Consider the following 12,061-nt stretch of genomic DNA (forward strand, 5'->3'; position numbering starts at 1 on the left):
GGAGTCGGAGCGTCGGACTGTGCCGACACTTGGAAGCTTCCCGCGTAGAACAACGGTCACGACCCTGTGACTCGCGAGGTAAATACTGCGCATGAGATAATGCGGACGTCTGCATATGTTATAATATGTATAGGGATACAGTTAGGAGCGTAGCGGTGGAAGAAGTTAAAGAAGAGGCAGTAATTGATATCTCTTCAGAGTTGGATGCGGACAGCGCTGTCGCAGTCCATGAGCAGTTGTCCGAGGCCTTGCGAAGGGAGATTGAGAGCCAGAAAGCAGGCGCGAGGCTCCCTACAGAAAAGGAGCTTGTTGCGCGCTTTAACGTTAGCCGAAGTACTGTTCGGCGTGCGATAGAGACATTGGTGGACAAAGGGCTACTTGTCCGCCGCCAGGGAAAGGGTACATACGTTGCGGGTAAGCGTCCCGTGCAAATGGTCGACAGGCTTGCCCCGTTTGTAGAGTCGTTCACAGCCTCGGGGCTAACGCCGATAGTGTCTCTGCTAGAGTATACATGGTTTGCGGATTCAGATAGCGCTCCTGATCCTTTAGCAAAGCAGGAGGGGGGTATACTTTTTGTCCGGCGCCTTTATCGAGCAGAAGGCGTTCCCCACGCCATAGCAGAAATCTATGTGCCGGAGCGTTTTGGCCGATTCATGTCGCGAGCTGATGTGGAAGAGCACCCTATTTATCAGGTATTACAAGAGCGTGCGGGTAAAGAGCCACGTTACGCTAATATCACACTAACTTGTGTTGCGGCGAAACCGCATATTGCGTCACTTCTTGAACTCAATGAAGGAGACCTGATTCCTTGTCTTAAACGCGTTTCTTATGGTGATGATGGCGAAGTTCTTGAGGTCATGACTGCGCCGCTTCGACCGGATGCGTTTGAATTGCGGACCACCGTGGGCACGGATCACTCCCGCCCGGTTTCATTTACTTTTGGAACACAAAAGTGAAGCACTCCATTGCGTAAATCTCCAATAAGTTATCGAGGGGCACCGAGACCGTCCTTTTGAGAGCACGATTGTTGGTGCGTCAGGAAACACAGTCATCCGGATGCCTGTTAGCGATGATCCAGAGACGGCCGACTGCTGCCGGAAGCGGTGTGATTGTCCGTCGCGTCGTGAGGACGACCCTCGATGGCAATCTCCGGCCATCAGCGAATACCACACAACGATTATCAGAGCACGTCCACCTAGCTCGTGACATGCCTCAGCTGGCTCTGTTCAATTTAAAGGTTGATCGCCTGTCGTCCCATTGCCGAGGCCACGATTTCGTCCGCGTCGATGCCCTGAGGCTTCCAGCTCATCAAGCGCATCCAGGCCAGATAGTTCGATAGATACTTCGTAGCGATGCCGCGAAGGCCGTAGAGAATCCAGCCTTGGAGTCGGCCGTGGTAGTTGTTGACGTTCTGCACATGGAAGCCGCCGTCGCGCACGTGGCCGTGATAGCTGGCGACGAAGTGCTTGGTGGTGATGCCCAACCTCTCACCGACACGCTCATAGGCGGAGTGGCCGTCAGTGCAGACAACTGTATCCGTATCCTTCACAACAGGCGCGAGTGCCTTACTGATCTCGACACCCGAGACGCGCTCCAACACGCGATCTGTCGTGAATGGCTGCCCGCGCACGCGCCCGACGAGAACAGGAACCCATTTGTCGTTACTACGGCCACCGCCGCCTTGTCCGCCGCCACGCCGGCGCGGCGCACGCGCCATCTTGCGTGACCCCTTCTGCGAGCGCCGGAAGTAGGTCTCGTCAACTTCCAGAAGGCCAGAGACTTGTTCGGGCTGGTGCTCGACCGCGTTTTCCAGAAAGCGGTGGCGCCAGCGGAACGCCTTGTCGATGGTCATCCCGAGTTCCCGGGCGGTGGCGCGGATGGTCATGCCTTGGCGCATGCAGTCCGCATACGCAGCGAACAACTCCTTGTCGCGCAGCCGGGACAGCGGCGTGCCCGTGGTGGCGTTCGACGTCTTGCCGCAGTCCCGGCACAGCCAGCGCTGGAGTCCACGGCGACGGCCGTTGCGCACAACCCGTTCACTCTCGCAGTGAGCGCATACCGGCGGCTTCGCGGCTTCAATCACAGCGAGGCTCGACCCCGCGCCCTGACCCTGGGTCAGCGTCTCGCGCAGGCGCCTGCTTTGTGTCGGGGTCAGGCTCTCGACCGAGGAAAGCAATTCTTTGAATTTCTTGGGATCCATAGACACTCAGGCCGTTGCGGGGAACGGTGCACTGTACCAATCAACCTCCAAATTGAACAGAGCCGCGCGATCAGCCGCAATTATAATTTCAGCGCAATCGATCTTATCAGCCTTGATGCGGCTAATCTTCAGTTCGCTCTCAACTTCCTCTGCGGCAAAGGCGCCCTGATGAAGCATCCTGCAGATTTGCCCGGAGTACCAGAGGATCTACTGGATCGGATTGAAGCGCTTCATAGGCAGTGGGCTAGCGTCTCGGCACTTTAACCAACGCCGGCGGGTTCTACCCCGTTTGCACGGACACATCCATTAAGGCCCAATGCGGGCTGGGAGGTGTCTGATGGCGAAACGCACGAAGTACTCGGCGGAGTTCAAGCGCGAGGCGGTGGAGCTGGTCAAGCGGTCGGATGTCTCCACGAGTCAGGTGGCCCGAGAGCTGGGGATCGACGGCAACATGCTCTCGCGTTGGCGCCGCGAGCATGAGAGGGATCACTCGACTGCGTTCCAGGGCCAAGGCAGTCCCCGCGACGAGGAGGTTGCCGAGCTGCGGCGCGAGCTGGCGCGAGTCAGGAAGGAACGTGATTTTTTAAAGGACGCGGCAGCGTTCTTCGCGAAGGAATCGAAGTGAGATTCCGGGCGATTGATCGTTGCCGCAGCGCGTATCCAGTGCGCCTGATGTGTCGATGCCTCAATGTCTCGCCGAGCGGGTATTACGCCTGGGCGAAGCGCCCGATGAGTCCGGGGCAAGCGGACAATCAACGGCTTTCGAAGCGTATCGAGGCGCTCCACGAGGAAAGTGACGGCGTGCTTGGCAGTCCGCGGATCTGGGAGGCACTGCGTTACGAAGGCGAAGGCTGTGGCCATAACCGTGTCGCCCGATTGATGCGGGCCAAAGGGCTACGAGGGATCCCGCAGCGTCGACGGTGGAACCGGAAGAAGGCAGGTGCGCGTCCTGACGGCATCGGCAACCACTTGGGGCGGGATTTCGCCGCCGATGCTCCCAACACCAAGTGGGTGACCGATATCACCTACCGTGTGCCTCGTCCCTTGAGGCCTTGGAGAGAAGGCGGAAGGGGCACGAGCATGACTGGAATTCCGCTGTGCAACCCAGGGAAGGGGCGACGCAGCGGGCTGCCCTTCGCTGCGGGAGGGCATGAGCCGAAGCGGCGGTGACCTGCTGTGCACTGGCAGGGTGACGTAACCCGTGGGAAACGGGGTGTGAGGCGAAGCCGTTACGCCAAGATGCACCTCCAGGCTGAGTACCGAGAGGTTGAGGAACACGAACCGATTGATCCGCGTCTATGGGCTGAACATGTCGCCACCACCTACACGGCTTAGCAGGTGGTGTCCGTATCGGGCTGGGTTGATAAGTAGGCGACCCCGTCCCTTCCGTCCGGGTACAGGTATGGCACGGGCGGTCGGCCACGGCAAGAGCGCAGCTACTCCGTGGCGTAGGGACCGACTTGCGGCAAGCAAGGGCAAAGACTGTGATCGGCAACCTCCTCGGTGCGTTCGAGTCCAGCATGTCAACGAGGGAAGGCTTGCACGGGATGCCAAGGGAGTGCGCCCCCGATGCCCGGCAAGCTGGCGGAGCCTCCGTAGTAGTCTGCGGCGGGGAGAGCCCGCTACATGGCGAAGGGGGGCAGTTCAAGTGGCTTGCTCGGCTGATTACCTGACAGTAGTGAGGTGAAGACCTTTGATAATCAGGGAAATGCAGAGCAAGTTGGCGACCTGGTCAGCCGCCGATCCGCATCGGCGCGTTGATCGATTGTTGCGACTGATTGCTCAGCGTGACTGGCTCCGGGCGGCTGCAGAGAGGACGCTGTCGTCGCCGGGAGCGAAGACCGCGGGTGTCGACGGGATGGATCGGCAACGCCTGGAGCGGCATCTCAGCCATCATCTGGACGTGATCCGCTCCGAGCTGTTGGCGGGCACCTATGTGCCCCAGCCAGCACGCCGTACCTATCTGCGCAAAGCCAACGGTAAACAGCGTCCGCTGGGGATTCCGACCTTGCGTGATCGGATCGTCCAGCGCGCCATGCTCATGGCCATGGAGCCAATCTGGGAGAACGACTTTCATCGCCTCTCCTATGGCTTTCGCCCGGAGCGCAGCGTGCATCACGCAATCCGAACCGTGAAGCTGCAACTGACGGACGGATCGACCACGGCCGGCCGATGGGTCATCGAGGGTGACTTGGCCAGCTACTTCGACACCGTCCATCACCGCAAGCTGATGCGGAGTGTACGCAAGCGAATCAGTGATCGGCGATTCCTTGTGCTTTTGTGGCGGTTCATCAAGGCGGGACACGTGGATCAAGGACTCTTCCATGCCGCCCATGATGGAGTGCCGCAAGGGGGTGTGCTCTCGCCGCTGCTGTCGAACATCATGCTCAACGAGTTCGATCAGTGGCTGGATCGGCGTTACCTCGGAAAGAAAGCACGACAGGATCGCTGGGTGTGGAACGCCAGCATCCAACGCCAACGCCCGATCGCTATCCGGGAAGCTCGGCAATGGCGACCTGGGGTGGCGTACTGCCGGTACGCTGACGACTTCGTCATCGTCGTCAAGGGCACCAAGGCGCAGGCCCAGGCCATTCGCGAAAAGTGCCGACAGTTCCTGGAAGAAGACCTGTCGCTGACGCTGAATATGGAGAAAACCCATATCACGCACGTCAACGACGGCTTTGTCTTCCTCGGACACCGGATCATTCGCAAACGGGGGCCTGCTGGCACCATACGCCCGGTCACATCGATCCCCAGAGACAAGCTCAGGGACTTCGCGGCGTCGCTCGCGAAGGAGCTGTCTGGCAATCATGACGAGAACCGAATCGACCTGGTGGATCGCCTGAATCGCCGATTGGCGGGGTGGGCGAACTTCTACCAGTTCACCGACTACACCGCGATGACGTACAGGAAACTCGACGGGGTCGTGTTCTGGCGCCTCGCTCACTGGCTTGCCCGGAAGTATCGCACCACCATCAGGTCTCTGATGAAGCGCTCCTTCCGGCGGCCACCGGAGGGCGGCGCCAAGACCTGGCACTTCTTCGGGCCCAACCGCAACGGGACATTCTGCGCGGTTGCCCTGCGACGTCTCGTCAGCAGTCGAAAAGGCCGATTCCGGTGGCGGGTTCCGGAGACGAACCCGTATCTCCCGCGGGAGGTGGAACGCAACACGGTCACCTCCCGGTATCGCGACGTCGCCTTGGCCATGGGTCACGCTTGAATGGAGAGCCGTATGCGCTGAAAGGCGCACGTACGGTTCGGAGAGGAGAAGCAGGGAAATAGTCCGACTACGCCCTGCTTCTTACTCTACTGCGCACCGCTGAGAACTGGCTGTATCTGGCGGTGGTGCTCGATCTGTGGAATCAGGTGGTCGTGGGCTGGTCGATGAGTCATCGCCAGGACCGGCAGCTCGTCCTCCAGGCGGTCCTGATGGCTTCTTGGCAACGTGACAGCCATGACCCGGTGGTCTTACATTCGGACCGCGGCTGCCAGGTTAGGTTCAAGGAGTCGTCGCAACACTGGCTTATTGTGCCAAGGATAGTAGCTCATCGAGCGCCTCAGCAGGCGTTCTCCAGCCAAGTGTTTTTCGAGGCCTGCAGTTGAGCGTTGCCGCGACGGCGTCGAGTTCTTGTTCAGAGTACCTGCTGATGTCGGTTCCCTTGGGGAAGTACTGGCGCAACAACCCGTTTGTGTTCTCGTTGCTTCCCCGCTGCCAAGGGCTTCTCGGGTCGCAAAAATAGATTGCCACACCGGCATCGATCCGGAGTTGTGCATGTTGGGCCAACTCTGCGCCTTGATCCCAGGTCAGCGATTTGCGGAGTTGCCCCGGCAGCGCCACGATCTTCGTGGCGATGGCATTGCGGACAGCCTTGGCACCGCGACCGGCCAACGCCGGCCCGTTTTTAACGCCACCGCCGCGGACATGACCGGGCATGGGTGGCAGATGAAGCAGCATCGTGAACCGGGTCATGCGCTCGACTAAGGTACCGATGGCGGAGCTGTTCAGCCCGAGGACGAGGTTCCCCTCCCAGTGGCCGGGGACAGCACGGTCGGAAGCTTCGGCCGGGCGCTCGCTGATCATCACCTCCGGGGTGATGAAGTTCTTGCCGCGTTGCCTTGTCCTGGCGCGTGGCACCCGCAACGCTCGCCCAGTACGCAGGCACGCGGAGAGCTCGCGTCGTAGCGCACCGCGGCCCTGGACGTAGAGTGCCTGATAGATCGCCTCATGAGACATCCGCATGGTCTCATCCAACGGGAAGTCGATCCGCAGTCGCTGACTGATCTGCTCCGGACTCCAACAGGTACCCCATCGCCGGTCTGCTCGACGACCATGACGCCGCCCTCTCCATGGCACATTGGGACCAGGAATGGGTTTGCCGTCCGCATCGGTGACGACCCCCGCGAGCCGCGCTTGCACGAAATCTCGCAACCGCTCGTTGTCAGCGAGCTTAGCCGTCTTGGGCCGCTTTGCCGCCCGCTCTGCCTTCCACTGCGCGACCGTGGCCCGATATTTCAACGTACCGCCGCGAGTCTCTGCATTACGCCGCAGCTCGCGTGAGATCGTCCCGGGCGATCGGCCCAGCCGGCGTGCAATCTCGCGAACACCAAGCTGCTCGGCTTTCAATAGCGCCAGCTCCTCGCGTTCAGTGAATGACAGGTACCGCCCCGAGTGCGGTGCCAAACTGATCGGTGCCATCCCGCCTGCCTCACGAAACCAACGTGGACCCAGCGGCTGCGACACACCGCACGCCAAAGCCGCGCCCTCACTCGGCAGGCCGTCGGCGATGTACTTCCAGAATGCCTGTTTTGTCTCCCGCTGATTGACGCCCGGTCGGCCCGGCGAGTGCATTGGCGCTCGCCCTGTTTGTTCCGCTGCCCAACCCCTTGGTCGTCCCATGCAACACCTCCAACTTCGAGATGTTGCGACGACCGATTGAATTCGCCCAATTCACCAGTGACGAATACCAGCGGTTTCTCGCCGGTCACAATATCGTGTGCAGCATGAGCGCTGTTGGGAGTTGTGCCGACAACGCGGCGGCCGAGGGCTTTTTCGGAATGCTCAAGCGCGAGCGTGTCCATCGCCGCCACTACCGCACCCACGCCGAGGCGCGTACGGATATCTTCGACTACATCGAGCGGTTCCATAACCCGAGGATGCGGCGGCGCGCTGCAAAGCGAAGAAAGGACGATGACGACTTAACTCAACCGTCCGTGGGAGCGGGGTAGAACCCCCGGCACGATTCACGTTGATTCTAGTCGGCCGTGAAGCGCTGACGATAGTCACCTGGAGACAGGCCGACGATGCGTGTGAACACTTTGCGAAACGCCCCTGGGTCCTGGTAGCCGACCTCCCACGCGACGATTTCGATGGATGACCTGGCAAACTGCAGAAGCTCCTGCGCTTTGCCCACACGGAGCCTTTGGCAGTACTCCAGCGGGGTCATTCGGGTGGCCTTGAAGAATCGGCGCTGGAACGTCCTTTCATGGAGCCCCGCGATGCGTGCAAGCCGACCGAGCGCGACCTCCTTCGCTTCGGTCTGCTGTAGCCAATGCTGCACCTTCAGGATGGCCTTGTCGCCATGCTTGAGCCTTGGGGCGAAGACGCTGTAATAGCGCTGCTCACGCCCTGGGGGGTCGACCAAAAGGATCCGCGCCGTCCTCATCATGATCGTCGGGCCCAGGAAGCGATCAAGGAGTTTGAGACCAAGATCCGTCCAAGACATAGCACCCCCAGCTGTCACGACCTCGCCGTCGTCAATGATCAGCCGATCAGCATCAAGGTGCACCTTCGGGAATCGCTCCCGGAACTGATCCGCATACATCCAGTGTGTGGTCGCCGGGCGCCCGTCCAGCAGTCCCGCCTCGGCTAGCATGAACGCACCAGCGCATACCGACGTCAGGACGTCCCCGGCCCTGTGGTGCTGGCGGAGCCAATCACGGTAGGGCGCCGCTGTCTCTGGGGCCGGAGGCTCTCCCAGGCTCGGTGGCATGACCAACACTGTGGGCTCGCCGACGCCATCCGGCACGGTATCGAAAACCCGGGTCGGAGTCGCTTGGGCAGAGTCCAGCTGCCAATGGCTGACGCGGATACGCTCACCTCCGGGTGCTGTTTGAGGCAAAACAAACCGGTTCGTGACTTCGAACAGATCTGTCATGCCCAGAACAGCCGAGTGCTGCGCTTCAGGATAGAGCAGAAGACCAATCTCGATAGGCGAGCCGGTGCTCATTTGTCGTATTCGCCATCTATTGTGTCTATTTAGCCAATGGGCAATATGGCTACCTCCGAGCGATGATGTCAATACGCTCTGAAGAAGCGCCACAAACCGGGAAAGAGGAGTACCGACGTGAGCAAGCGCGCCATTATCGCTGTTGACATCCAGAACGAATACTTTCCGGGCGGTAAGCTGCCGCTGGTGGGCATTGAGAAAGCCGCGGCGAATGCAGCCAGGGTTATTGAGCACGGTCGACGGGCGAACGATCAGATCATCCACTTCCGGCACGAGTTCCCCGACCCACAGGCACCGTTTTTCAACCCCGGCACTGACGGTGTTGAAACCAATCCGGCAGTTGCGCCGTTGGCGTCGGAAACGGTGATCGTGAAGAACTATCCAAACTCCTTTCTCGAGACCGGACTGAAAGAGACCCTAGATTCACAGGGGGTCGAGGAGGTTGTGATCATTGGGGCCATGAGCCACATGTGCATCGACGCAACCAGCCGCGCGGCCTCTGATCTTGGCTACAAGACCACCATTGTTCAGGATGCTTGCGCGACGCGTGATCTTGAGTTTGACGGGGTAACCGTTCCGGCGGGTCAAGTTCACGCCACGATCATGGCGGCGTTGGTGTTCGCTTACGGGACCGTGACAACCACAAAGGAATTTCTGACTCAATAGATGCGATCGTTCAGGATGAATTGAACCACCCCGGGGGGCCGAGTCTTGGGAGGCGACATGTCTGACCGACAGTGCGCTCACGATCATGAGCAGAAACATGATCCGGGTACCAGAGATCCGGTCTGTGGCATGACAGTGGATCCGCGCACCGCGGAACACCGCAGTCAGCACGCGGGCCGTTCCTGGTATTTCTGCTCCGCCCACTGCCAGTCCAAATTCGAGACCGACCCGGACTATTACCTTTCCGGTAAGGAAAACGCCGCTGAGCCGGTACCACCCGGAACCATGTACACCTGCCCGATGCACCCGGAAATCCGGCAGGAAGGGCCGGGTGACTGCCCGATTTGCGGTATGGCCCTGGAGCCGGAGCAGGTGACTACGGATATGGGGCCCTCGGCCGAGCTCACGGACATGACACGCCGGTTCTGGATCGGTGCGGTGTTGGCCCTTCCCGTGTTCCTGCTGGAAATGGGCGGTCATTTGATCGGCCTCACGCATTTGATCGCTCCCCAGACGTCGAACTGGATCCAGCTGTTGCTGGCCACGCCGGTCGTGCTCTGGTGTGGCTGGCCGTTTTTCCAGCGGGGCTGGAAATCGGTCGTCAATCGCAGCCTGAACATGTTCACGCTCATCGCGATCGGCACCGGCGTTGCTTGGGCCTACAGCATGGTCGCGACGCTGGCGCCATCGGTGTTTCCGGACGCCTTCCGCCAGCCGGATGGATCGGTCGCGGTCTATTTTGAGGCCGCTGCGGTGATCGTGGTGCTGGTGCTGCTGGGGCAGGTGCTGGAGCTGCGGGCCCGGGAGAAGACGTCCGGCGCCATCAAGGCACTGCTGGAGCTGGCGCCGGCAACGGCCCGCCGACTGGACGCTGAAGGCAATGAAGCCGAGGTGTCGCTGGACCAGGTGCAGGTAGGCGACCGTCTTCGGGTCAAACCAGGCGACAAGGTGCCCCTGGACGGCGAAGTACTGGAGGGCGGCTCCAGCGTGGATGAATCCATGGTCACCGGCGAGCCGCTGGCTGTCAGCAAGGAACCGGGTGACTCGGTCATCGGCGGCAGCATCAACGAGCAGGGCAGCTTCGTCATGCGAGCTGACCGCGTGGGGCAGGACACCATGCTGTCTCAGGTGGTCCAGATGGTGGCGAATGCCCAGCGCAGCCGGGCGCCCATCCAGGGGCTGGCGGATCGGGTGGCGGCCTGGTTCGTCCCGGCCGTGATCGTGATTGCTGTCATCGCCTTTGTCGCCTGGTCCGTTTTCGGGCCGCAACCACCCATGGCCTTCGGACTGATCGCGGCCGTCAGCGTATTGATTATCGCCTGCCCCTGTGCTCTGGGTCTGGCCACGCCCATGTCCATTATGGTGGGGGTTGGCCGGGGCGCCCAGAGCGGGGTGCTTATTCGGGATGCGGAATCTCTGGAGCGTATGGAAAAGGTCGACACGGTGGTGGTCGACAAGACCGGAACCCTGACGGAGGGGCGGCCCCAGGTGACCCGACTGGTCCCGGCTGAAGGCGATACCGAGGAAACCTTGATGCGGTTTGCGGCCGGCGTGGAAAAGGGTAGTGAACATCCCCTGGCTCGCGCCATCCTCGAGAAGGCGCAAACCATGGAACTGGATTTGCCCGAGGTGACGGATTTTGATTCGCCCAATGGTAAGGGGGTGACCGGCTGGATTGACGGCCATCGAATCCTGCTCGGGAACCGGTTACTGATGGAAGCGGAAAGTGTGGCCGTAGAGGCGTTCGAGGAGGAAGCGAATCAGCTTCGGCGGGACGGCGCGACGGTCATTTTCGCGGCCGTCGACGGGCGCATCCGCGGGCTGGTGGCCATTGCGGACCCCGTGAAGGAAACGACGGAAGCCGCCATCCGGGCACTGCAGCAGGATGGCATCCGAGTCGTGATGCTCACGGGGGATAACCGGACTTCAGCCGAGGCGGTGGCGCGGCGGCTGGCGATCGACGAAGTCGAGGCTGAGGTGCTGCCGGAGGACAAGGGCAGGGTGGTGAAACGCCTGCAGGACGAAGGACGGGTCGTGGTCATGGCCGGCGATGGCGTGAACGACGCACCCGCACTGGCAACCGCCGACGTGGGTGTGGCCATGGATACCGGTACGGATGTCGCCATCGAGAGTGCCGGGGTGACCCTGCTGCGCGGGGATCTGATGGGCATTGTCGAGGCAAGGCGGCTGTCGCGGGCAACCATGCGCAACATTCGCCAGAACCTGTTCTTTGCCTTTGTCTACAACTCGGCTGGCGTGCCGATTGCGGCGGGCGTTCTCTATCCATTCGCCGGGATCCTGCTGTCTCCCATCATTGCGGCTGCAGCCATGTCCCTGTCGTCGGTCAGCGTGATTGCCAATGCGCTCAGATTGCGAGTTGTACGCCTGTCAGGGCCATAATCGAGCGCTCGTAAGAAACAGCCGGCCGAGTTTGTTCCCAGCCTGCTGGTCTGTCCACCACACATCCATTCAGCGGGAGGACCTTCCGGCCAACGCCTGACTGTGGAGTATGGTCCACAGTCTAGACTCCACTCGCCCCGCGGACGAAATAGGAGCAGGCATGACTATTGAGACGGTCTCGCGAACTACAACTGCCAGACGCCTCGCATGGGTGGCCGGCGCTGCTTGCGTCGGGTGCTGCGCTATTCCGGTGCTCGCTCTCGCATTTGGCTTCACCGCAGTTGCTGGGCTTGGGGTGTACTTTGAGCGTGCCGCCCTCGGCTTCTTCGTGGCGAGCGGAGGCATATTTCTCTATCTGGCACTGAAGAAGAACCGAAAGGCCTGCAGCGTCGATTGCTCCTGCAAGGGCGCCTCAGCCGAAAGGGCTCAGCAGCGCTGAGGAGCAAAGCAGTCCCAGAGGCCTTGCACGGTGTCACATCCGCCGTTACAGGCTTCGCGGACGGCGTTCAGCCTGGCTGTGTATGTCTCGAGAAAAGCTATATTCCGTGCATGGAATCTTCCCCAGCCC

8 protein-coding genes and 3 pseudogenes are annotated in these 12,061 nt (G+C 60.9%); 8 read left to right on the top strand and 3 right to left on the bottom strand.

Features of this window, described 5'->3' with window-relative positions:
* Positions 1–155 precede the first annotated feature (155 nt).
* Complete coding sequence (locus tag QWY84_RS19590; protein WP_290204747.1) at positions 156–956, top strand: GntR family transcriptional regulator; 801 nt, start codon at positions 156–158, stop codon at positions 954–956.
* 275 nt (positions 957–1,231) lie between these two features.
* Here QWY84_RS19590 and QWY84_RS19595 read toward each other — a convergent pair whose 3' ends face one another.
* A complete protein-coding gene (locus QWY84_RS19595) occupies positions 1,232–2,200 on the bottom strand; it encodes an IS1595 family transposase (RefSeq protein WP_290204748.1) in 969 nt (322 codons plus the stop codon).
* A 337-nt stretch (positions 2,201–2,537) separates the two neighbouring features.
* On the opposite strand from QWY84_RS19595, the pseudogene QWY84_RS19600 reads away from it, so the two are divergent.
* The 3 genes and pseudogenes from QWY84_RS19600 to QWY84_RS19610 all read left to right on the top strand — a co-directional run.
* Positions 2,538–3,229: pseudogene (locus QWY84_RS19600) on the top strand (IS3 family transposase); the annotation flags it as partial.
* A gap of 679 nt (positions 3,230–3,908) precedes the next feature.
* A complete protein-coding gene (gene ltrA / locus QWY84_RS19605; protein ID WP_290204749.1) occupies positions 3,909–5,420 on the top strand; it encodes a group II intron reverse transcriptase/maturase in 1,512 nt (503 codons plus the stop codon).
* A gap of 80 nt (positions 5,421–5,500) precedes the next feature.
* Positions 5,501–5,698, top strand: a pseudogene (locus QWY84_RS19610) (DDE-type integrase/transposase/recombinase); the annotation flags it as partial.
* A gap of 25 nt (positions 5,699–5,723) precedes the next feature.
* Here the strand turns inward: QWY84_RS19610 and QWY84_RS19615 are convergent.
* Entirely contained in the window at positions 5,724–7,097 is a 1,374-nt protein-coding gene (locus tag QWY84_RS19615) for an IS30 family transposase (protein WP_290204750.1), read from the bottom strand.
* Positions 7,098–7,141: 44 nt separating this feature from the next.
* Here QWY84_RS19615 and QWY84_RS19620 point away from each other — a divergent pair.
* Positions 7,142–7,426 (top strand): annotated as a pseudogene (locus QWY84_RS19620) (IS3 family transposase); the annotation flags it as partial.
* A 26-nt stretch (positions 7,427–7,452) separates the two neighbouring features.
* On the opposite strand, the gene QWY84_RS19625 reads toward QWY84_RS19620, so the two are convergent.
* Positions 7,453–8,427 carry a GlxA family transcriptional regulator gene (locus QWY84_RS19625; protein ID WP_290204751.1) on the bottom strand — a complete coding sequence of 325 codons (975 nt, stop codon included), beginning with the start codon at positions 8,425–8,427 and terminating at the stop codon, positions 7,453–7,455.
* Positions 8,428–8,544: 117 nt separating this feature from the next.
* Between QWY84_RS19625 and QWY84_RS19630 the strand changes: the two genes are divergently transcribed.
* The 3 genes from QWY84_RS19630 to QWY84_RS19640 all read left to right on the top strand — a co-directional run bounded on the left by QWY84_RS19630 (position 8,545) and on the right by QWY84_RS19640 (position 11,932).
* Entirely contained in the window at positions 8,545–9,093 is a 549-nt protein-coding gene (locus QWY84_RS19630) for a cysteine hydrolase family protein (protein ID WP_290204752.1), read from the top strand.
* A 57-nt stretch (positions 9,094–9,150) separates the two neighbouring features.
* The gene (locus QWY84_RS19635; RefSeq protein ID WP_290204753.1) at positions 9,151–11,493 is read left to right on the top strand and encodes a heavy metal translocating P-type ATPase; all 2,343 of its coding nucleotides are present in this window, start codon (positions 9,151–9,153) and stop codon (positions 11,491–11,493) included.
* 160 nt (positions 11,494–11,653) lie between these two features.
* On the top strand, positions 11,654–11,932 hold the full coding sequence (locus tag QWY84_RS19640; protein WP_290204754.1) for a hypothetical protein: 279 nt from the start codon (positions 11,654–11,656) through the stop codon (positions 11,930–11,932).
* Positions 11,933–12,061 lie beyond the last annotated feature (129 nt).

Source organism: Aquisalimonas lutea (assembly GCF_030409225.1).
Taxonomy (GTDB): Bacteria; Pseudomonadota; Gammaproteobacteria; order Nitrococcales; family Aquisalimonadaceae; genus Aquisalimonas; species Aquisalimonas lutea.

What these genes read in the sequence shown, in the direction of transcription:
- QWY84_RS19625 (WP_290204751.1), bottom strand. Translation starts at nt 8,427, where the DNA reads ATGAGCACCGGCTCGCCTATCGAGATTGGTCTTCTGCTCTATCCTGAA.
- QWY84_RS19615 (WP_290204750.1), bottom strand. Translation starts at nt 7,097, where the DNA reads ATGGGACGACCAAGGGGTTGGGCAGCGGAACAAACAGGGCGAGCGCCA.
- QWY84_RS19635 (WP_290204753.1), top strand. Translation starts at nt 9,151, where the DNA reads ATGTCTGACCGACAGTGCGCTCACGATCATGAGCAGAAACATGATCCG.
- ltrA (WP_290204749.1), top strand. Translation starts at nt 3,909, where the DNA reads ATGCAGAGCAAGTTGGCGACCTGGTCAGCCGCCGATCCGCATCGGCGC.
- QWY84_RS19640 (WP_290204754.1), top strand. Translation starts at nt 11,654, where the DNA reads ATGACTATTGAGACGGTCTCGCGAACTACAACTGCCAGACGCCTCGCA.
- QWY84_RS19595 (WP_290204748.1), bottom strand. Translation starts at nt 2,200, where the DNA reads ATGGATCCCAAGAAATTCAAAGAATTGCTTTCCTCGGTCGAGAGCCTG.